The organism is Bradyrhizobium sp. USDA 4510 (assembly GCF_054059095.1).
Genome location: NZ_JBSSBT010000001.1, coordinates 6875101 through 6896748 on the forward strand (window position 1 = coordinate 6875101; position 21648 = coordinate 6896748).

General features: G+C 65.8%; 19 protein-coding genes. 8 read left to right on the forward strand and 11 right to left on the reverse strand.

The genetic code is table 11. From position 1 onward, the window contains the following. Positions 1-29: 29 nt before the first annotated feature. The gene (locus tag ACVMDN_RS32135) at positions 30-824 is read right to left on the reverse strand and encodes an alpha/beta fold hydrolase (RefSeq protein WP_076829645.1); all 795 of its coding nucleotides are present in this window, start codon (positions 822-824) and stop codon (positions 30-32) included. A 157-nt stretch (positions 825-981) separates the two neighbouring features. Between ACVMDN_RS32135 and ACVMDN_RS32140 the strand changes: the two genes are divergently transcribed. From ACVMDN_RS32140 to ACVMDN_RS32150, 3 genes are all read left to right on the forward strand, one after another. Then, a complete protein-coding gene (locus ACVMDN_RS32140) occupies positions 982-1635 on the forward strand; it encodes a GntR family transcriptional regulator (protein WP_076829643.1) in 654 nt (217 codons plus the stop codon). Continuing rightward, entirely contained in the window at positions 1632-3161 is a 1530-nt protein-coding gene (locus ACVMDN_RS32145; protein ID WP_076829640.1) for an aldehyde dehydrogenase, read from the forward strand. The genes ACVMDN_RS32140 and ACVMDN_RS32145 overlap by 4 nt, the downstream gene beginning before the upstream one ends. 79 nt (positions 3162-3240) lie before the next feature. Then, positions 3241-4608: an MFS transporter gene (locus ACVMDN_RS32150; RefSeq protein WP_076829638.1), complete on the forward strand. Its 1368-nt coding sequence runs from the start codon at positions 3241-3243 to the stop codon at positions 4606-4608. A gap of 59 nt (positions 4609-4667) precedes the next feature. On the opposite strand, the gene ACVMDN_RS32155 is transcribed toward ACVMDN_RS32150, so the two are convergent. From ACVMDN_RS32155 to ACVMDN_RS32180, 6 genes are all read right to left on the reverse strand, one after another. Then, positions 4668-5651, reverse strand: coding sequence for a carbon-nitrogen hydrolase family protein (locus ACVMDN_RS32155; RefSeq protein ID WP_141342314.1), 984 nt, complete (start codon positions 5649-5651; stop codon positions 4668-4670). Between the two features lie 13 nt (positions 5652-5664). Then, the gene (locus ACVMDN_RS32160; protein WP_076829632.1) at positions 5665-6192 is read right to left on the reverse strand and encodes a tautomerase family protein; all 528 of its coding nucleotides are present in this window, start codon (positions 6190-6192) and stop codon (positions 5665-5667) included. Positions 6193-6295: 103 nt separating this feature from the next. Then, positions 6296-7303, reverse strand: a complete 1008-nt coding sequence (locus tag ACVMDN_RS32165; RefSeq protein ID WP_076829629.1) for a GlxA family transcriptional regulator — start codon at positions 7301-7303, stop codon at positions 6296-6298. Between the two features lie 351 nt (positions 7304-7654). Then, positions 7655-8299: an N-acetyltransferase gene (locus tag ACVMDN_RS32170; protein ID WP_076829626.1), complete on the reverse strand. Its 645-nt coding sequence runs from the start codon at positions 8297-8299 to the stop codon at positions 7655-7657. Between the two features lies 1 nt (position 8300). Continuing rightward, a complete protein-coding gene (locus tag ACVMDN_RS32175; RefSeq protein WP_018268725.1) occupies positions 8301-8951 on the reverse strand; it encodes a 3-oxoacid CoA-transferase subunit B in 651 nt (216 codons plus the stop codon). 24 nt (positions 8952-8975) lie between these two features. Next, positions 8976-9683 carry a CoA transferase subunit A gene (locus tag ACVMDN_RS32180; protein ID WP_016842309.1) on the reverse strand — a complete coding sequence of 236 codons (708 nt, stop codon included), beginning with the start codon at positions 9681-9683 and terminating at the stop codon, positions 8976-8978. 244 nt (positions 9684-9927) lie between these two features. Here ACVMDN_RS32180 and ACVMDN_RS32185 point away from each other — a divergent pair, with 244 nt between their 5' ends. The 4 genes from ACVMDN_RS32185 (at position 9928) to ACVMDN_RS32200 (ending at position 15358) form a co-directional block, all read left to right on the forward strand. Further along, complete coding sequence (locus ACVMDN_RS32185) at positions 9928-11895, forward strand: AsmA family protein (protein WP_076829623.1); 1968 nt, start codon at positions 9928-9930, stop codon at positions 11893-11895. Between the two features lie 156 nt (positions 11896-12051). Further along, positions 12052-13437 (forward strand): ABC transporter substrate-binding protein, encoded by a 1386-nt coding sequence (locus tag ACVMDN_RS32190; protein WP_057019053.1) that lies wholly within the window; start codon positions 12052-12054, stop codon positions 13435-13437. Positions 13438-13640: 203 nt separating this feature from the next. Then, positions 13641-14510 carry a carbohydrate ABC transporter permease gene (locus ACVMDN_RS32195; protein ID WP_076829621.1) on the forward strand — a complete coding sequence of 290 codons (870 nt, stop codon included), beginning with the start codon at positions 13641-13643 and terminating at the stop codon, positions 14508-14510. After that, positions 14507-15358: a carbohydrate ABC transporter permease gene (locus ACVMDN_RS32200; RefSeq protein ID WP_076829618.1), complete on the forward strand. Its 852-nt coding sequence runs from the start codon at positions 14507-14509 to the stop codon at positions 15356-15358. Before ACVMDN_RS32195 ends, ACVMDN_RS32200 begins: the two co-directional genes overlap by 4 nt. Before the next feature lie 114 nt (positions 15359-15472). Here the strand turns inward: ACVMDN_RS32200 and ACVMDN_RS32205 are convergent, their stop codons facing one another. The 3 genes from ACVMDN_RS32205 to ACVMDN_RS32215 are packed head-to-tail and all read right to left on the reverse strand — an operon-like array spanning position 15473 to position 18308. Continuing rightward, positions 15473-16297, reverse strand: a complete 825-nt coding sequence (locus ACVMDN_RS32205) for an ABC transporter permease (protein WP_076829616.1) — start codon at positions 16295-16297, stop codon at positions 15473-15475. Next, positions 16297-17211 carry an ABC transporter permease gene (locus ACVMDN_RS32210; RefSeq protein WP_057019022.1) on the reverse strand — a complete coding sequence of 305 codons (915 nt, stop codon included), beginning with the start codon at positions 17209-17211 and terminating at the stop codon, positions 16297-16299. The genes ACVMDN_RS32205 and ACVMDN_RS32210 overlap by 1 nt, the downstream gene beginning before the upstream one ends. Next, positions 17208-18308: an ABC transporter ATP-binding protein gene (locus tag ACVMDN_RS32215; protein ID WP_244558894.1), complete on the reverse strand. Its 1101-nt coding sequence runs from the start codon at positions 18306-18308 to the stop codon at positions 17208-17210. Before ACVMDN_RS32215 ends, ACVMDN_RS32210 begins: the two co-directional genes overlap by 4 nt. A 296-nt stretch (positions 18309-18604) precedes the next feature. Between ACVMDN_RS32215 and ACVMDN_RS32220 the strand changes: the two genes are divergently transcribed. Then, positions 18605-19834, forward strand: a complete 1230-nt coding sequence (locus ACVMDN_RS32220) for a tetratricopeptide repeat protein (protein WP_083715101.1) — start codon at positions 18605-18607, stop codon at positions 19832-19834. Between the two features lie 155 nt (positions 19835-19989). Here ACVMDN_RS32220 and ACVMDN_RS32225 read toward each other — a convergent pair whose 3' ends face one another. Further along, positions 19990-21456 carry a glycerol-3-phosphate dehydrogenase gene (locus tag ACVMDN_RS32225; RefSeq protein ID WP_076829611.1) on the reverse strand — a complete coding sequence of 489 codons (1467 nt, stop codon included), beginning with the start codon at positions 21454-21456 and terminating at the stop codon, positions 19990-19992. Between the last annotated feature and the right edge of the window lie 192 nt (positions 21457-21648).

Sequence of the window (21648 nt, forward strand, 5' to 3'; positions counted from 1 at the left end):
GCGGCGCGATCCAGCCCTTTGCGCGCGCCTCAGGCGGGCGCGTTATGCTTGACCGCCAGGAAATCGCCGATCGTATCGAGGAACAGTTTTGGCGATTGCAGTTGCGGGACATGCGCACATCCCGGAATGACCCTGAGCCTGACTCTCGGCAGGCCGCCTGCCAATTCGTATGACATCGGCGGCGGCGTCGCCTCGTCATATTCGCCGACCACGACGAGTGTCGGTACCGTCACGCTGCGTAGTTCGGCACGAAGATCGAGGCTCGCCAGCGCGTCACAGGCCGCGCAGAACACGTTGAGATCGGTGCGCAGGAATGCGTCGCGGCGATCCTGCATCAGCGCGGGATGCTGTGCCTGGAAATCCGGTGCAAACAGCCGGCGCATTGCAATGTCGGTGATCGCGGCGAGCCCTTTCTCGCGTGAAACCCTGGCCATGTTGCGAAACGCCTCGCGGCCCGGCTCGGAGAATGCCGCACCGCTGTCGGCGAGGATCAGCCGGCTCGCGATCGCCGGGTGGCGGATCGCCATTTGCAGCGCGACGAACCCGCCATAACCATTGCCGAGCACGATGGCCGGCGTGCCATCAGCCGCGTCATGCACCGCGTCCGCCATCCGGTCGGCAATCGCGGCAAGGCCACCCTCAACCGCGCTCGACCGACCAAATCCCGGCAGTTCCGGCACGATGGTCCGAAACGACCGGGCAAGTTCCGGCACGATCGCATCGAAGCTCGCGCGATCCGACAGCAGCGAGTGAAACAGGACCAGCGGCGGCCCTTCGCCCGACTGGGCTGCGTTGACTGTGCGGTTGGCCAAAAGCCTGTCCATCGTCGCTCTCTTTCAAATCGCGCCCGAAATTCGCGCATTGGGGCTCCAAAGCGCCCCTGCGGACGATTGATAAATCAAATCACGCGGATTTCAAGGATTTCAGCTTGACGTGATATTTCACAAACTGCATTTTACTGGGCAGGGAGGCCCAATAAAAATGATCCTTCTCCGCGAGAATATCTACGAAAACCTGCGATCTGATATTTTATCGTGCCAGCTTGCTCCCGGTGATGAAATACGAGAGCAGGATCTGGCGGAGCGTTACGCGGTCAGCCGCCAGCCGGTCCGGGACGCCCTGCTGCGGCTCGAGCGCGAGCACCTCGTGACGGTGCAGCCCCGCCAGGGTTACCGGGTCAATCCGATCTCGCTGTCCGACGCCCGCGATCTGCTGCGCTTCCGCCTTGCGCTCGAACCGGCCTGCGTCGCCGAAGCAATCGAGAGCGCGCCCGACAGCATCCTGAAATCACTCGATGAATTCCGTCGCTTCTCCGGCAGCCATGAGGACTTCATCACCTACAATCGCGGCTTCCACTCGGCGCTGGCGCACGCATCGGGCAACCGCCGCATGGCGACCACGCTCTGCGACCTGATCGGCCAGGCCGATCGGCTGGTGCGCGTCAGCGTCTCCAATCTGAAGGGCCACGACCCGGCGAAGCTCGTGGCCGAGCATGTCGCATTGATCGACGCCATGCAGCGGCGCGAGGCACGCACCGCGGCCCGCATCATCAAGGCTCACATCGCGGCGACCGAAAAGCGCGTGCTGCCGGCACTCAAGCGCAACGCCGTCATCGTCGAAGAGAGGTCATCATGAACATTCCGTCGAAGCCCGCGACGATCGACGTCGAGATCCACGGCAACTTCATCGACGGACGCGAGGTCGGGGCCGGAGACGGCGAGATGCTCGACGTCCGCAATCCCGCGACCGGCGACGTCATCGCCCGCATTCCGAATTCGACCGCCGCGGATATCGACCGTGCGATGAAGAGCGCTCGCGCTGCATTCGAAGGCAAGGCGTGGGGCGGGATGGACACGAGGGCGCGCGCCCGGCTCGTCAACAGGCTCGCCGACGCGTTCGAGGCCAATCTCGACACGCTGTACCGGCTGGAGACGTTGAACAACGGCCGTCCGGTCAACGAAACCCGCGCGCAGCTTTCGCGCCTGCCGGATTTCTTCCGCTACTTCGCCGGACTGGCGCTGTCGCGCCGCGATTCCGTCATCCCGGTCGAAGGCGCGTATCTGAACTACACCCTGCGCACGCCGATCGGAATCGTCGCCAACTGCACGCCCTTCAATCACCCGCTCATGATCCTGTGCAAGTCGCTTGCCGTCGTGCTGGCGACCGGATGCGTCACCGTGGTCAAGCCATCGGAATACACGCCGCTGACGACACTGAAGCTCGCCCAGATCTTCAGCGAGGCCGGACTGCCTCCCGGCGTCTTCAACATCGTGCTTGGCCTCGGCCAGAGCGCCGGCAAGATGCTCGCTGAGCATGGCGACATCGACAAGCTTGTGCTGACCGGCGGGACCGAAGCCGGCCGCATCGCGGGCAGCGCCGCGGCGAAGGTGTTCGCGCACCAGACCATGGAGCTCGGCGGCAAGACGCCGGTGATGATATTCGACGATTTCGACGTCGACCGCGCCGTCAACTATGCCGCGTTCGGCGCCTTCATCGGCGCCGGCCAAACCTGCGTTTGCGCGTCGCGCCATATCGTGCAGGCCTCGATCTACGACGAGTTCGTCGAAAAGCTGCAGGCCAAGACCCGCACCATCCGCATTGGCGATCCGTTCGATCCGAACACGCAGCTTGGGCCGGTGATCTCGGCACGCCAGCGCGACCGCGTTCTCAGCTATGCGCGCTACGGTCATGAAGACGGCGCGCGGCTGCTCACCGGCGGCGTGGCCGCAAAGGTCGCGGGCCACGACAACGGCTTTTTCGTCGAACCGACCGTGTTCGCCGACGTCAAATCCGACATGCGGATCTTCCAGGAGGAGGTGTTCGGCCCCTTCACCTCGGTGACCCCCTTCAAGGACGAGGCCGACGCGCTCCGGCTCGCCAACGATTCGCCCTTTGGCCTCGCCGCCGCCATTCGCACCCGCGACGTCGCGCGCGCGCATCGCGTGGCCGCCGCGGTCAAGGCCGGGATCGTCTGGATCAACGATCACCACCGACTCGATCCGGCCTCGCCCTGGGGCGGCGTTGACGATTCCGGCATCGGCCGGGAATGCGGCACCGAGAGCTTCGACGACCATTTCAACACCAAGAGCGTGATGGTCGCGACCCACGAACAGCCGTTCGATTGGTACCGCGACACGGCCAGCCAGCGCCGGTTGAACTAGCCGCAGTCGAGCAAAGCGGCAAACCGCCCACAGATGGCGGGCCGCATCACCGAGGAAAACAGTCAAGGGGAGAGCGCATATGTCGACATCGGTCAATGCCGGGAGCCGCCTCGATCGGCTACCGATCGGACCATTCCATCGCCGGATCATGATCCTGATCGGGATCGGAATGTTCTTCGACGGTTTCGACATCTATATCGCCGGCACAGTGCTCGGCGTGACGCTGAAAACCGGGTTCTCGACGCTCGCCCAAAACGCCGCGTTCATCTCCGCAACCTTCGTCGGCATGATGCTCGGATCTTTCGGCACCGGCTTCCTCGGCGACCGTTACGGACGGCGTTTCACCTACCAGTTCAATTTGCTGCTGTTCGGCATCGCGTCCCTGGCGGCGGCGCTTGCGCCAAACATGACCTTTCTGATTGCCTGCCGTTTCGTGATGGGCGTCGGTCTCGGCGCCGAAAATGTTGTCGGCTATTCCACCATGACCGAGTTCGTGCCGGCCCGGAGCCGCGGCAAGTGGCTCGGCTTCACCGCCGTCTGCGTCGTGACCGGCCTGCCCATCGCGCTGCTGGTCGCATCGGTCGTCGTCCCGCAATTCGGCTGGCGCGCGATGTTCGTGCTGGGCGGCGTCGGCGCCTTGATCGTCTGGTACCTGCGCAAGTCGCTGCCGGAGTCGCCGCGCTGGCTGGAGGCGGTGGGACGCACCGCCGAGGCCGAGGCGCTGATGCAGGCGATCGAGAAGGAAGCTTCCCAGGGTCAGCCCTTGCCGGCGCCCGCGGCTGCAACGCCGGCACCGGTGTCGCCCGATCTCGCCACGCTGTTCGCTGCGCCGCTGCTGTCCCGCATGATCGTCGGCGCGGTATGCCTGATTACCATCAATACGCTGCTCTACGGTTTCGTGACCTGGCTGCCGGTGTTCTTCATCAAGCAGGGCCTGTCCGTCGCGACCTCGTTCGGCTACTCGCTGCTGATGGCGCTTGGCGCGCCGATCGGCTCGGCGATCGGCGCCCTGACCGCCGACCGCTGGGGCCGCAAGCCCACGATCATCGGCGCATCGCTGATATCGATCATCCTCGGCGTCATCTATCCGATGATCTCGGATCCATTCCTGCTGCCGGCCGTCGGCTTCGCGCTGACCGTGCCGATCTATGTCTTGGTCGCACTGTTGTTCGGCATCTATATTCCCGAACTGTTCCCGACCGAGGTGCGGCTGCGGGCATCCGGCATAGTCAACACACTCGGTCGAGGTGCCACCATCGTGACACCATTCCTGGTCGTGATGCTGTTCGAAGCGCGCGGCGTCGCCGGCGTGATGGCCCTGATGATCGGACTGCTCATCGTGCAGATCATCACCGTATGGGCGCTCGGCATCGAGCCGCGGCACCGCAGCCTCGAGGAGCTCAAGGGCGAGGAATCACCATCCGCAATTCCGCAGGAAGCTTCGTGAGGCGGAGCGACCTCTCTCGCGACAAGCTTTGACGGCGCGGGATACCCGCGCCGTTCGCGTCACTCCCACATCTCCGGCGTGACACGCCCGGCGAAGCCGCAGTCGATGACCCGCTCCTGCGGATTGCGATCGACGATCAGCCGCAGCAGGTCGGGGCGCGAATAATGGCCGCCGATATCGCACAGCGCCTTGGCGGCGAGCACGGCCTCCCGCGAGCCGTCCGCGATCAGGATGGTCTCGCCCTGCGCCGGACCTGCGATGACCTCGCCGCGCGGATCGATGATGACGCTGTCACCGCTGTACTCGATCGTCGAGAGTTCGCGGTAACGTTCCGGCGTGATTTCGCGCGAGCGCATGCCGCCGACCGCGATGACGTAGCAGCCGGCCTGCGAGGCGAACGCGCGCGACAGCAACAACTGCCGCGGCCAGAGCGGCGTCGGCGACGGTGGCGCCACCGCGGGCTCCCGCCCCGGCCACGCCGCGACGTGGATCTGCGTTCCCTGCGCGGCCAGCGCATAGCCGGGCAGCATCGTGTTGTGCTCCCAGCAATTGAGGCCGCTGATCCGGCCATAGGGCCGCTCATGCACGCGCAGGCCCGCCGCGTCGCCATCGGCCCACACCGAGCGCTCGGTGAAGGTGGGCTTCAGCTTGCGATGGCGGCCGAGCAGCCGTCCCTCGCGGCCGATGAACAGCAGCGTGCAGTAGACCGTGCCCTTGGTCACGGCATCACGTTCGGCGACGCCGATCACGACATCCAGTCCCGCGGCCTCGGCGGCGGCGCAGAGCCGATCGGTCGTGGGCGAGGGAATCTCGACCGCGTTGTCGAGATATTCGGCCATCGCGCGAAACGTGTTCGGCCCGGTCGGCGCGTGACAGAAGAAGGGATAGCCGGGCAGCCAGGTCTCGCCGAAGGCGGCGATCGTCGCGCCCATGGTGCCGGCCTCGCCGATCAGGCGGCAGGCCTTCTCCAGCGAGGCGTCGCGATCGAATGGCACCGCGGCGGCCTGGACCGCCGCGAGCCTGAAATGCGTGTCGGATGTCATGGTTGCGCCCGCGTCAGTCGACGCCCTTGCGGGCAGCGTCGAGCGCGCCCGCAAGCAACTCCAGCGCCTTGACGCGCCGCCGTCGCGCCAGACGCGCCTCGCCGACCTTGCGCTCGTGCTCGCCGGCGATGAAGGCCTGGATGTCCGGCAGCGGACGAATGACGCCACGGCTGCCCCACTGGCCGTCGGGGATCTCTGTCGGAAACACCCATACCTGCGGCGCCACATCGTCGAACGAACCGCCGGCGGCGCGCACCACGGCATCGGTCACGTCCTTTACCAAGGCCGCGCGCGAGGTTTCGGTGTACTGCCCCTCGGGGACCGTCGGGACGATGCGAAATCGCGGCGATGGCGATGGCCGGCCCGCCACGTAGACTGCGGCCGGCCGATGCAGGAAGACAACGGTGACGCCTTGCGCAACCTTGTTCGCCGGATCGAACCCCTCGTGACCGATCAGGATATCGCCGAGCTCCTTGATGAGCCGCGCTTCCGCTTCCGGCTTCAGGGCTCCTTCGGGAATTGTCACGTCGATCATCGGCATTGAGGCGACCTCCTGTTGTTGACAGGACGAGGTCTATGCGCGGCGTGCTCCTTGCAGCAGTGGCAGTATCGCCATTCTCAGGGCAAATTCGGACACGGCCTTCTCAGCTAGCGGGGGCCCTGCGCACGAACCGACGCTGGTATTCGCGGGGCGAAAGCCCGGTTTCGCGCTTGAACAGGCGACGGAAGGTCGACAGATCGTTGTAGCCGACGCGCCCGCTGACCGCGTCGAGCTTCAGCCGCGTGGTTTCGATCAGGCGCTTGGCGACATCCACCCGCAGCGCCTGCAGATATTGCAAGGGCGCCTCGCCGACCGCCAGCTTGAAGCGGCGGTTCAACGTCCGCTCGCTGACCGAAAGGTCGCGGGCCAGCCTGGCCAGACTGAAGCCCTGTTGCAGCGACTTCTCCATCATGCTCTGCGCCCGCGCCACCAGCGCGTCGGAGTGCTGCGTGTCGCGCGCGCGGCTGGCATAGGGTGCCTGCGAGACGCGATTGCTGTCGATCAGCATCAGCTTGCCGGTCTCGGCGGCTACGTCGGCACCGGCGAATTTCTCGACCAGCCGAAGCGCGAGATTGAGCGAGGTGGTCACCGCGCCCGAGCAGACAATGCGGTTCTGCTCGGTGAGGATCTCGGCGACGCGCAGATCCACTGCCGGGTAGCGCATCGCGAATGTCCGTCCCTTCGCCCAATGGGTGGTCGCAACCCTGCCGTCGAGCAGGCCGGCCTCGGCGAGGATGAAGCTGCCGGTGCAATAGGACGCGAGCAGGGTACCGCGCTCATGCTGCCGACGCAGCGCCGCGAGTAGCGGCTCGACGGTATCGAGCCGCGCGAAGAAACGCTCGATATCGCCGACGAACGGTCCCGGGATCACCACCGCGTCTGCCGAAGACCGCGCACCGATCGGCCCATCGACGCCGATGACCTGGCCTGACGCCGTGTGGACCGGCCGGCCACTCAAGGACTCGACGCGCCACCGCAGCTGCGACGGCGTGCCGCTGCGACGTCGCGGTCGCCGCGACGTCACCGAATTGGCGGCGGTGAACACGTCGACAATCCCCGCCACGCCCGAAGCGAGGATGCCGTCATAGACCCAGATCCGGATGAGTGGCATGGCCCGTGTCCGATTTTGCACAACATGGCGCAATTCTGCCATTGCATGGACGACCGGACAAGCGGGCGGCGGGCGCCGAATGCGCCGCGCCGTGTGGCTGCCCGACGGGAAACTCAGCAAAAAACTGTCAACCCGGACAAACCATGTCGCGAAAATGCGGGCGTATGACTCACAAGCGGTGCCGCACACTCACCGTCGTCCCGGCGCAGGCCGGGACCCATAACCACCGACGCGAATTGTCATGCGCGATTGCAACGACGAGTCCCGCCTGCAACATCCGCCGCGGCGTATGGGTCCCGGCCTTCGCCGGGACGACAGATGTATATGCGGGCCGTTCGCCGTGCGCCCTATTCACATCGCCCGCGCAAATCTGCGAAAGCCAGGCGCGCCGGTCATCGCTTCGAAGGCGGCGTCGCGCTTCTCTTCGGCGAAGGTGAAGCCGGCCTTGGCATAGCAGCGTTCGGCGGCGTCGTTGCCGATCAGGAACGAGATCGATGCCTGCGTGTAACCGGCCGTCTTGCCGTCGGCGAGTGCGCGGCGGATCAAGTCCTGCACCAGGCCGCCGCTGCGATGGGACGCTTGTCGGGCGACATGCTCGATCAGCCAGTCGCCCTCGCCGCCTTGTACCCAGCAGTTACGGGCATAGCCGCCGCGCGCGACGATGGCATCGGCGTCCATGCCGGTCTCTGCTGCGACTTCCTCGATCGCCGCACGTGCGGCGAGGACGGTTCCGGATGCCGGAATCGCGCACAGCGCGGCAGCCGGCACGCCATCGACTTCAGCAATCAGGAAATGGGCGACGTGATACCATGACCGCACCCGCGCCACGGCGAGCCGTGTCATGAACGCCAGGCATTCCGCCTCGCCCCGGTCGAGCGCGATGTCGAACCAGCCGCGCGGCAACGGGCCGCGCTGCGCGGCCAGGACAATGCGGGCGATGAAGCCGGCGTCATCGGATCGTGCGGGACGGATCGAGGATCGTCCCGCGCCGATCATCTCAGGTGTTCTTCAGCGCGACGCGGAATTCGGCCTCGGTCTTGGCCTTGACCTCGTCGAGCGTGACGCCGTCGGCGAGCTCGATCAGCGCCATGCCGTCCTTGCCGTGCTTGTCGATGGTGAACACCGCCAAATCCGTGACGACCATGTCGACCACGCGTTCGCCGGTCAGCGGCAGGTTGCACTGCTTGAGCAGCTTCGGACCGTCCTTGGCGGAATGCTCCATCACGACCACGACGCGCTTGACGCCGGCGACGAGGTCCATGGCGCCGCCCATGCCCTTCACCATCTTGCCGGGGATCATCCAGTTGGCGAGGTCGCCGTTCTGCGCCACCTGCATGGCGCCAAGGATCGACAGATCGATATGGCCGCCGCGCACCATGCCGAAGGAATCGGCCGACGAGAAATAGCTGGTCGAGGGCAGCTCGCTCACGGTCTGCTTGCCGGCGTTGATCAGGTCGGCGTCGACCTCGTCCTCATAGGGGAACGGGCCCATGCCGAGCATGCCGTTCTCGCTCTGCAGGCTGACGTCGATGCCGTCGGGGATGTAGTTCGAGACCAGCGTCGGGATGCCGATGCCGAGATTGACGTAATAGCCGTCGCGCAACTCCTTGGCGGCGCGGGCGGCCATCTGTTCACGGGTCCAGGCCATGTGGCTCTCCTGAAGGATTATGTTTTAGGCGGCGGGCCGCGGACGGGTGTTGCGGAACTCGATCCGCTTCTTGCCGGTCCCGACCTCGACGATGCGCTTGACGAAGATGCCGGGGGTATGGATGTGGTCCGGATCGATCTCGCCGGCCGGCACCAGGTGCTCGACCTCGGCGACGGTGACCTTCGCGGCGGTCGCCATCATCGGGTTAAAGTTGCGCGCGGTCTTGCGGTAGACCAGATTGCCGGCGGTGTCGCCCTTCCAGGCATGGACGATGGCGACGTCGGCGAACAGGCCGCGTTCCATGATGTACTTCTCGCCGTCGAATTCCTTCACTTCCTTGCCCTCGGCGATCAGCGTGCCGACGCCGGTCTTGGTGTAGAAGGCCGGGATTCCGGCGCCGCCGGCGCGGATGCGCTCGGCCAGCGTGCCCTGCGGGTTGAACTCGAGCTCGAGCTCGCCGGCGAGATACTGTTGGGCGAACAGCTTGTTCTCGCCGACATAGGACGAGATCATCTTCTTGATCTGGCGGGTCTCCAGCAGCCGGCTGAGGCCGATGCCGTCGACGCCGGCATTGTTGGAGACGACGGTGAGGCCCTTGACGCCGGACTCGCGGATCGCGTCGGACAGGGTCTCGGCGATGCCGCAGAGGCCGAAGCCGCCCGACATGATCATCATGCCGTCCTTGAGGAGACCATCGAGTGCCGATTTGGCGTCGGGATAAACTTTGTTCATGCAGCGAATACCTGATGGAGGGCGCGGAACGGCTGTGGCAAAGCGGATTATTAGGCGAAATCTTCGCAATGCGTCAATCACGGCCCGGTGCGGCGACGGGCGGCGGCCCGCGGCAGCAACATGGCCTTGAAAGCGACAAGAAAACCCTTCAAGTTGCGTGGGTTGGCAGGGGCCTCCGGCGAGAGCCCGCTGTGTTCGACGACGACCCGACAAAATTCAACCCGACCCGGATATGTCATTGACGATGGCCCAAGGAATTAAGCGCCTGGGGATGCCGATCGCGGCGCTTTTCGGCCTGGCGCTGGTCGGGCTGGTCGGAACGTCGTGGTTCCTCAACCGGGACGCGCTGCAGCGCGCGGTGGAGGCGCAGATCCGCGCCGTGACCGGGCTCGAACTCGTCGTCAACGGCCCGATCGACGTCTCGGTTTTTCCGGGCAGCTACGTCTCCTTTCATAATGTCGGGCTGAAGGGCGCCGATACCATCGGTCCCGCCCTGCAGGTCGACGTGCTGACCGCCAATCTGCGCCTGCTGCCGCTGTTGCTGCGGCGGTTCGAGATTGCCGACGTCATGATGCTCCGTCCGCATATCCATGTGGTCCGCGACGGCGCCGGCGAGAGCAACTGGACGCCGTTCGTCGAGACCATCGCCAAGGCGATGACGCCCGGCGCCGAGAACCAGGTGTCGTTCTCCGAAATCCGGATCCAGGACGGCGAGCTGAACTACCAGGACGGCACCAACAACATCTCCGAGCAGCTCGGCGATATCGACCTGTCGCTGGCCTGGCCCTCGATCTCGCGTTCCTTTGCCGCAACCGGCCAGTTCGACTGGCGCGGCGAACGCGTCGACGGCTCGATCAGCGCCAGCGACTTCGTCGCGTTGCTGTCGGGCGACCGCTCCGGTCTGAAGGCACGGCTCGCCAGCGCGCCGCTGAAAGTTGCTTTCGACGGAACCGTCGCCAACCGCACCAGCCTGATGATGGAAGGCGTCGCCACCATGGACTCACCGTCGCTGCGCAACGCGTTGCGCTGGATGGGCCAGGCCCCGCCCGGCGGCGGTGGCGGCTTCGGCCGCTTCGCGCTGAAGGCCCGCGCCAATGTGGTCGGCGGCTCGGTCGCGCTCACCAATGTCAATGTCGAGCTCGACGGCAACGTCGCCGAGGGCGTGATGACCTACGCCAATAACGGCCGGCAGACGCTGCAGGCGACGCTTGCCGCCGGCAACCTCGATTTCACGCCTTACATCTCGACGTTCCGCCTGCTGGCCAGCGGCCAGCGCGACTGGAACAGGCAGCTGTTCGACCTTTCCTCGCTGTCGTCGACCGATCTCGACATGCGCCTGTCGGCGGCCAAGGTCACGGTCGGCCCGTCCAAGCTCGGCCGCACCGCGTTCGGCGCCAATCTGCGCGGCGGCGCGCTGGCGCTCAGCGTCGGCGAGGCGCAGATGTATGGCGGCATCGCCAAGGGCTCGTTCGCGATCGCGCGCTCGGATGCGGTCGCCGACGTCAGGGCGCAATTCCAGTTCACCGATGTCGATCTGCAGGCCTGCGCCAGCGAATTGTTCGGCATCAACAAGCTGTCCGGCCGCGGCAACCTGAACGTCTCGCTGACCGCCTCGGGCTCGAGCCCGTTCGGGCTCGCGTCGTCGCTCGACGGCACCGCGACGCTGAATGGACATGACGGCGCGATCGCGGGCTTCAATGTCGAGCAGCTGTTGAAGCGGCTGGAGAAGCGGCCGCTGTCCGGCGGCGGCAATTTCCGCTCCGGCTCGACGCCCTACGACAATCTCAGCATCTCGGTGAAATTCGCCGACGGCGTCGCGACCGCTGACGACATTCATGTCGAAAGCCCCACCGCGAAGATCACGCTGACCGGCACGGCCTCGGTGCCGTCGCGCGAATACGATCTCAAGGGCGTCGCCAGCCTGACCTCGGCATCGGCCGGCGGCAACGGTTTCGATCTGCCCTTCGTGATCCAGGGCCCGTGGGACGATCCGCTGATCTTCCCCGATCCGGAAAGCCTGATCCGCCGCTCGCCGGCCTCCGCTCCGCTGCTCGATGCGGTGAAGGATCGCAAGACCCGTGACGCGGTGCGCTCGGTGATCGAGCGCTTCACCGGCGGAGGAGCCGCACGGCCCGCGGCGGCGCCCGATGCTGCGGCAGGCGCGCCCGGCGGCGCACCGGCGGCGTCGGCCGAGAATGCGAAGTCGAACTGAATCCATTCACTTTGCGCATCGATGCACCGGGACCGATCCACGCGCTCGCCGCAAACCCCTACACAAGTCGGCGGCGCGACATCTTTATCGGGTCACGGGCATGCGCTAGTGTTTTCTCCAACCGGTTAAAAAGCCGGCCTCATGAGGGAGAACAACGTGAGATCCAAGGTTATCGGTGCGCTATCAATTGCGGTCGCCGCGGTCGGCCTGTTCGCCGCAACTGCACCCGCTCTGGCCCAGGGCAAGACGATCACCGTCTGGTGGGGCAAGGGATTTTACAAATCCGAAGACGACGCGCTGCTCGAGACGATCAAGAAATTCGAAGCCAAGACCGGCATCAAGGTCGAACTGTCGCAATACGCGATCCAGGACATGATTCCGAAGACGGTCGCCGCGCTCGATTCCGGCACCGTGCCCGACGTCGCCTATTCGGACACCTACGATGTGCAGGCCCAGGGCAAATGGGCCTATGAAGGCAAACTCGAGGATCTCTCCGACATCCTGCTGCCGATGAAGGACGCGTTCGCGCCGAACACGCTGGAGACGGCGCTGCTCTACAACGACGTCGCCAAGAAGAAGGCCTATTACGGCTTCCCGCTGAAGCAGCAGAGCATGCACGTCCAGATCTGGGGCGACATGCTCGAGAAGGCCGGCTTCAAGGCCGCCGACATCCCGACCAAGTGGGAGGATTACTGGTCGTTCTGGTGCGACAAGGTGCAGCCGGCGATCCGCAAGGCGACCGGCCAGCGCATCTACGGCGTCGGCCAGCCGATGGGCGTGGAATCCACCGACTCGTTCCAGTCGTTCTACACCTTCATGGACGCCTATCATGTCAAGCTGGTCGACGACGACGGCAAGCTCCTGGTCGACGATCCCAAGGTGCGCGACGGGTTGATCCACGCGCTGAAGGACTACACCGACACCTACATCAAGGGCTGCACGCCGCCCTCCTCGACGACCTGGAAGGATCCGGACAACAACGTCGCCTTCCACAACAAGACGATCGTGATGACCCACAATTTCACGATCTCGATCGCGGCGAAGTGGTTCGAGGATTCCACCAACCCGGCGCTGACCGACGCGCAGCGCGCCGCCGGCAAGCAGGCCTATGAGCAGGACATCATCACCGCGTCCTTCCCCAAGGCACCGGACGGCTCGACCATCAAGTACCGCTCCGACGTCAAGACCGGGCTGATCTTCGCCAACGCCAAGAACAAGGCGGAAGGCAAGCAGTTCATCGCGTTCCTGATGCAGGAAGACAATGTGCGGCCCTATGTCGAGGGCGCGCTCGGTCGCTGGTTCCCGGTGACCAAGGCCAGCCAGGCGAGCCCGTTCTGGCAGGCCGACCGGCACCGCAAGGCGGTGTGGAATCAGTTCACCGGCGGCACCGCGCCGTTCGACTTCACCAAGAACTGGAAGTTCACCATCCTGAACAACGAGAACGTCTGGGCCAAAGCCATGAACCGCGTCGTCAGCGAGAAGGTGCCGGTGGACAAGGCCGTCGACGAACTGATCGCCCGCATCAAGCAGGTCGCGGGGTAACATCAACGATGACCGGCACTGCCGACACTTGCTCCGCGTCGTCCCGGCGAAAGCCGGGACCATACGCCGAGGCAGTAATTTGGGAGCAGGCTGGTCGACGGCTTTCTGGCAACGGCCGGGCCCTGTGGTTATGGGTCCCGGCCTTCGCCGGGACGACGACGTAGGCGACATCGACGACGTAAGCGACATCTTAGAGTAATCGAATGGCGATCACACTCTCCGCATCCGATGTCCCCTCGCCGCCGTTGTCGGCGCGGCTGTCGCCGCCGCAGGTCTGGGGCATCGTGCTGCTCGCGCCCTATCTGCTCGTCTTCCTCGCCTTCGTGGTCTATCCGGTCGGCTACGGCCTGTGGCTGGCGCGCCATCCGGCGAGCTATGTCGCGCTCTATCACGACCCGATCTTCGCGCGCGCGGCGATCAACACGCTGATCTTCCTGGTCATCGGCATCAACATCAAGATGCTGATCGCGCTGTTCCTGTCCGGCTTCTTCGCCCAGCAGCGGCCCTGGATCAGGTGGCTGTCTGTCATCTTCATCCTGCCCTGGGCGGTGCCCTCGATCCCGACCATCCTGTCGGTGCGCTTCATGCTCAATCCCGAATGGGGCGTGGTCAACCAGCTGATCTTCAAGTTCACCGGCGACGACGGCCCGAACTGGCTGAACGATCCGTCGGTCGCTTTGGCGATGGCGATCGGCGTGCACATCTGGAAGTCGCTGCCGTTCTGGACGCTGATCCTGCTGACCGGGCGGCTCGCGATCTCGCACGATCTGTACGAGGCCTCCGACGTCGACGGCGCCAATTGGTGGCAGAAATTCCGCTACATCACCTGGCCGTCGATGCAGACGCTCTACATCACCTGCACGCTGCTCTCGATGATCTGGACGCTCGGCGACTTCAACAGCGTCTACTTGCTCACCGGCGGCGGCCCCGCCGACCTCACCCACGTGCTGTCGACCCTCGGCATCCGCTATCTGCGCCTCGACCAGCTCTCGCTGGCGATGGCCTCGATCGTCTGCGCCATGCCGTTCGTGCTGCCGCTGGTCTATTTCATGATGAAACGGTTGTCGCGATGAAGCTGCCCACCCTCCGCGAAGTCGGTACCGAAGCCAAGCTGCTGCTGATCGGCATCCCGGTCTTCATCTGGACCATGATCCCGATCTACCACATGTTCGTGTTCGCGATCTCGCCGAAGGAGGACGCGTTCACCGGCAAGCTGTGGCCGACGCATCCGACGCTGCACAATTTCTCGATCGTGTTCCACCAGCAGCATTACTTCCTGCGCGACTTCTGGATCCAGTTCTGGAATTCGACCGTGATCGCGCTCGCGGTCGGTGCGCTGACGTTGTTCGTCGCCACCGCCGCCGCGTTCTCGATCTCGCGGCTGCGCGTGCCGGGCGGCCGCGCCGTCATGAACATGGCGCTGTTCACCTACTTCATTCCGGCCGCGTTCCTCGCCGTGCCGATGTACCGCACCATGGGCAATTACGGCCTGCTCAACAATCACTGGTCGCTGATCCTCGCGATGGTGACGATCGCCGCGCCCTACGCGATCTGGGTCCTGAAGCAGGCCTCCGACAAGCTGCCGGTCGAGCTCGACGAGGCCGCGACGATGGACGGCGCCACCACACTGCAGCTGTTCCGCCTGGTCTATGTGCCCTTGATGATGCCGTCGCTGGTCGCGGTCGGCACCTATGCGATCCTGCTCGCCTGGAACGAATATCTCTACGCGTTCCTGCTGCTGTCGAAGGACACCGACATCACGCTGCCGGTCGCGCTCGGCAACTTCCTCGCCGCGGACGACTCGCCGTGGGAGCTCCTGATGACCACCGGCTTCATCTACGCGCTGCCGCCGGCCGCGGTCTATTACGCCTTCAAGCGCTACATGGTCGGCGGGCTGACGGCAGGCGCTGTCAAGTCGTGACGCGCTGTCATTCCGGGATGGTGCGTTAGCACCAGACCTCAGATGCGCAATTGCGCATCGGGGAATCTCGAGATTCCGGGTTCGATGTTTCACATCGCCCCGGAATGACGGAAATTACAGCGGCGCGGCGCTCTCGCCGCGCGCGCTCGACAGTTTCGACGCGAACGAGGCGATCACGATGATCACGGCAATCAGCGCGATCCCCAGCGTGCAGATCGCGTTGATCTCGGGTTTCACTCCGAGCCGGACCTCGGAATAGATCCGGATCGGCAGCGTCGCCGAACCCGGGCCGGTGGTGAAGCTCGCGATCACGACGTCGTCGAGCGACAGCGTGAAGGCAAGCATCCACCCCGCCACGATCGCCGGCACGATCAGCGGCAGCGTCACCAGGAAGAACGCCCGCACCGGATCGCAGCCGAGGTCCATCGCGGCCTCCTCCAGGCTGCGGTCGAGCGTAGCGAGGCGCGACTGCACCACGACCGTGACGAAGCACATCGTCAGCGTGGTGTGGGCGATCGTCACCGTCCAGAACCCGCGCTCGGCATTGAGCGCCACGAACAAAAGCAGCAGCGACAGGCCGGAGATCACCTCGGGCATGACCAGCGGCGAATACAACATGCCGGAGAACAGTGCCCGGCCCCGGAACCGCTCGCCGCGCGCCAGCCCGATCGCCGCCAGCGTGCCCAGCAGTGTCGCCAGCGTCGCCGACACCGCGGCGACCGACAGGCTCATCCACGCCGCTTCCAGCATGGCGCGGTCGCCAAAGAACTCGCGGTACCAGCGCAGCGACCAGCCGCCCCACACCGTCACCAGCCGCGAGGCGTTGAACGAGTAGATCACGAGGATGACGATCGGCAGATAGAGGAACGCCAGCCCGAGCGCCAGCGACGTCATGTTGAAGCGGGTGAGCCTGGTGAGCCTGGTGACGGGGCGCGCCATCAGCTGTTGGCCTTGAGCTGACGCCGCTGCAGGCGATCGTAGAGTACGAGCGGCGGCACCAGCAGCAGCAACAAGGCGACCGCGGCGGCCGATGCGACCGGCCAGTCCTTGTTGGTGAAGAACTCGAGCCACAGCGTCTGCCCGATCATCAGCGAGTTGGAGCCGGCGAGCAGGTCGGGGATCACAAACTCGCCGACAACAGGAATGAAGCAGAGTAGCGCGCCGGCGCCGACGCCGGGCAGCGACAGCGGGAATGTCACCAGCCAGAACGCCTGCAACGGCGAGGCGCCGAGATCGCCCGCGGCCTCCAGCAGCGACGCGTCCATCCTGGAGAGCGTCGCATAGAGCGGCAGGATCATGAACGGCAGATAGGAATAGACGATGCCGAGATACATCGCGCTGTCCGTCGACAGCCAGACCACCGGCGCGGACACGATGTGCAGCGCCAGCAGAACCTGGTTGAGCAGGCCGTCATGCTGCAGGATGTTGATCCAGGCATAGATGCGGATCAGGAACGAGGTCCAGAACGGCACGATGACCAGCATCATCGCCACGCCCTGCCAACGCTGCGGCAAGCGCGCCATGCCGTAGGCAATGGGATAACCGATCAGGAGCAGGATCAGCGTCGCGGTCACCGCGACGACGAGGCTGCGCAGATAGGACAGGATGTAGAGATTGTCCGAGATCAGCAGGCGGAAATTGTCGAACGACAATTGCGCGAACGCCGCGGCCAGCGCCGCGCGGCCCTCAGTGAACTCGAACACCGGCGTATAGGGCGGCTGCGCGATCGCGGTCTGCGACAGGCTGATCTTCAGCACGAAGCCGAACGGCACCAGGAAGAACAGCACCATCCACAGATAGGGCGCGATCGCGGCGAACCGCGCCGGCCGGGCGAAGATGCGGCGCGCGCTCATTGTTCGAGCACCAGGCAATCGTCGGCGGTGAACCATGCCACCACACGCTGGCCGGCGAGATAGGCATCTACATCGAGCCGCGCGGTGTTGGCCATCGACGCGCGCACCACCGCGCCCGTCTCCAGCTTCACCCGGTAGCTGGTCACGCCGCCGAGATAGTTGACGTCGGTGACGACGCCGTCCAGCCGGTTGATCGCCTGCGACGCGCCGCCGTCCGTTGCCGGCGCGCGGCGCGACAGCTTCACCTTCTCGGGGCGGATCGCGACGGCAACGACCTGCCTGGTCACCGGCGGCCACAGCTCGCTGACCGCCAGCCTGCCCGCATCAGCCGTCGCGACCGTCAGGCGCCCGTTCTCGCGGGACGTGACCTCGCCGTTGAACAGATTGATGTCGCCGACGAACTCGGCGATCCAGCGCGAGGCCGGCGCCTCGTAGAGATTGCGCGGGGTGGCGACCTGGACCAGACGGCCGGCATCCATCACCCCGATGCGGCCGGCCATCGTCATCGCCTCCTCCTGGTCGTGGGTGACGATGATGAAGGTCATGCCGAGCCGGCGCTGCAACTCCATGAGCTCTCCTTGCGTGCTCTCGCGCAGCTTCTTGTCGAGCGCCGCGAGCGGCTCGTCGAGCAGCAGCACCTGCGGGCGCCGCGCCAGCGAGCGCGCCAGCGCGACGCGCTGCCGCTGTCCGCCGGAGAGCTGGTCGGGCTTGCGCTTCTCCATCCCCTCGAGCTTGACGAGCGCCACCATCTCGGCGACGCGGGCCGCGATGTCGCCGCGCGCCATGCCGGCACGCTTCAGACCGAAGGCGATGTTGTCGCGCACCGACAGATGCGGGAACAGCGCGTAGTTCTGGAACATCATGTTGACGGGCCGCTCATGCGGCAGCACCTGCGCGATGTCGCTGCCGCCAAGCAGGATGCGGCCCTCGTCCGGCGTCTCGAAGCCGGCGAGCATGCGCAGCAGCGTGGTCTTGCCGCAGCCGCTCGGGCCGAGCAGCGCGAAGAACTCGCCGGCGCGGATATCGAGCGAGAGCTTGTCGACCGCGCGGAAATTGCCGAACGACTTGGCGACACCCTCGACCCGCAGCAGCGGCATGTCCGAGACGGCCGGTTCAGGCAACGGCCTTGCCGCCTCCGCACTCGCTTCGCCCGATGTCACGTCCGTCAGCCCCGATTCCCCGTAAGGTCCGATTCTGGCGGCAAGCTAGCGGTGGATCGCCACCGGCTCAACCGCCTCACGGACATCTCCCGCAATATTGTCGGCGTCCGCGCCTCTGCTAGACTCCGCAGCCAAATCCGGGAGGGCAACCGATGATTCACGACCGCTACGGCCTGCCGCTGACGACGACCTCGGACCGCGCCGCCGCCTACTATGTCGACGGCGTCGATCGCATGCTGGCGGCGCTGCATGGCGCCGATGCGGCGTTCGAGGCCGCGATCGCCGAGGACCCCGATTTCGCATTGGCCCATATCGGCCGTGCCCGCGTCCACCAGCTCAACATGGAAGGCGCCAAGGCCCGCGCCAAGGCGGCCGATGCACGGCAGCTGGCCGCGGCCGCAAGCCGGCGCGAGCGCCAGCACATCGAGATCATGGCGTCTGTGATCGAGGGCCAAGGCAAGAAGGCGATGGCCGCGGCCGAGCAGCATCTCAGCGAATATCCGCGCGATGCGCAGGTGCTGTCGCTGTTGCTCGGCGCCTTCGGCCTCTATGCGTTCTCCGGCCGGCCCGATCATGACGCCGCGCGGCTTGCCGTCTGCGAGCGTTACGCCGGCGACTATGGCGACGATTGGTGGTTCCTCACCTATCTCGGCTGGTCGAAAACCGAGGCCGGCGATATCGTCTCGGGTCGCGCCATCACCGAGCGCGGCTATGCGCTGAAGCCGGAGAACGCCGGCGCCGCGCACGCGGTCGCGCATGCGTTGTTCGAGCAGGGCGACGCGGCGGAAGGCCGCAGCTTCCTTTCCGCCTGGCTGCCGGCGAATGACCGGACGAGTTTCCTGCAGGGCCATCTCGCCTGGCACCTGGCCTTGATTGCGATCGAGGAAGGCGACGCCGACAGCGCGCTCGACATTTACGAGCAGCACATCAAGCCGGCGGGCCGCCCCTATCCGCCGCTCAATATCTTCACCGACACGGCCTCGCTGCTGTGGCGGCTGACGGTCGCCGGCAAGACCGGTCTCGAGCAGCATTGGAAGGATGTCGCCGCCTATGGCGACGGCTACTTCCCGAAGGCCGGCGCGCATTTCGCCGACGTGCACCACGCGCTGGTCGCAGCCACGACCAACAACGACGCGCTCGAGGCGCGGCTGGTCGAGATGGCCGCGCGCGCTGCCGACGGCAGACTGGCGCCGGGCCCCGCGGCGATCGGGCTCGGCCGCGGGATCGCGGCCTTCGCCGCCGGCGATCACGACGACGCGGTGCGCATCCTTGCGCCGCTGATGCCAGAGCTGGTGCGAATCGGCGGCAGCCATGCGCAACGTGAATTGTGGGAGGACACCTTCATCGTCGCATGCCTGCGCGCCGGCCAGGGCCGGCAGGCAACGAGCCTGATCTCGGAGCGGCTGCATCGCCGTCCGTCCCGGCGCGACCTCGCCTGGTCACAGGAGGCGGCCCGGCAATAGCCGCTGCTGGAGCTCTCCTCCTTCCCTGAAAGGGGGAAGGTCGGGATGGGGGTCGGCCACGAACGACACCGGTTGTCATGGAGGCAGAATCCCCACCCGCTTTGCTCTGGCGAGCAAAGCGACCTCCCCTTTTCAAGGGGAGGTTTGAATCGAGCTCAATCCATCTTCGCCATGAACGCCGCAAGCGCGTCGCGATCGGCTTGCGGCATGGTCAGCCCGAGCTTTGAGCGGCGCCACAGGATATCGTCGGCAAAGCGCGCCCATTCCTTGCGCATGAGGTAGCGCACCTCGGCGCCGGTCAGTTCGGGACCGAAGGCCGGGCCGAGATCGGCCTTCTCTTTGGCGTCGCCCAGAACATCTCTGACGTTCAGCCCATAGGCGGCCACCAGCCGCCGCGCCTGCGCCTCGCCGAGGAAGCGCCAGCGGTCGCGGGCGATGTCGACCTCGGTCTCGAAGCGCTGCCACGCGAACTCGCCGCCCGGCAGCGGCGCCGTTGCGGTCCAGCGCGGCGTCATCGGATAAAACCGCGTGAACTCCGACACCGTCCGCTCGGCGCGGCGCCGCGCGGTGGTGACGTCGCCGCCGAAGATCGTAAGCAGCGGCGCCTTGCCGCGCCTGACATCGAGCAGCGCTGCGCCATCGCTCATGTGCCGGCGCGCGGGCACGAGCACGGAATTGGCACCGGAGACGGTCCGCAGCACATCGACTGGAGCGATCTGTTCGCGAAAGTAGCGATTGGCGGCGTCGCAGAGATAGGCCTCCTCGCGCACACCAATTGCGACAACCGCCGGATCACCCTTGAAGGGATGACTGACGCTGCCGATCAGGGTGAAGTCGCGCTCGTAGGGACTGGCGAAGATCAACCGGCCGTCAGGGTTCTGAAACACATAGACGTTGTCGCAGTCGAACAGGCGGCGCACCACGATCTGGCTGATCTGCACGGTCGCAAGCTGCGGCGCAGGCACCCGCAGCACGATGTCGGCGACCGAGGCGGTCCACGCGCCGGTCGCGCTGACCAGCGCCCGCGCCGTGATCACCCGCCGGTAGCCGCGGTCGATCACGACCAGCCGCCAGGTCTCGCCGCGCTCGGCCCGGGTCACGCGCGCGCCGGTGCGGATATCGGCGCCGCGCGCCGCGGCATCGACGGCGGTGAGCACGACGAGCCGGGAATCGTCGACGACGCAGTCGGAATATTCGAACGCGGTTCCGAACGGCCGCTTCAGCGCATTGCCGACCGGATGGTGGGTGACATCGAGCGTCGCCGAGCGCGGCAGACCGCTGCGCGAAGTCAGCCGTTCGTAGAGCAGCAGCAACGACCGCAACTGCCACGGCGGCCGCTCCTCGGCATGCGCCGGGATCACGAAGCGCACCGGCCGCACCAGATGCGGCGCAATGCGCAGCAACACGTCGCGTTCCCTCAGCGCCCGGCGGACGCGGAAGAACTGCCGCCGTTCCAGCCCGGCCAGATCGCCATGGACCAGCCGCGGCGAAGCCTGCGATGCGCCGGAACCGAGATCGCCCTGCTCCAGCAGGATCACGCGCAGGCCGCGGCCGGCGGCATCACGGGCAATGCTCGTGCCGTTCAGGCCACCGCCGATGATCGCGACGTCGTAGTCCGCCATGCGCAACGCCTATCGCATTTCAATGCGAACAAAAGACGGGTTCGCACGAAAAATGCGTCAAGGCGCGGCGCTGAGCTACATGATGTCCGGGTGAATCACGGCACACTCACCTTCCCGCTTGCGGGGGGCGAACGTACGCTTGCATGATTTCGGAATATTGGAATAATGCCCCTGAGTTGCCCGACGTGTCAA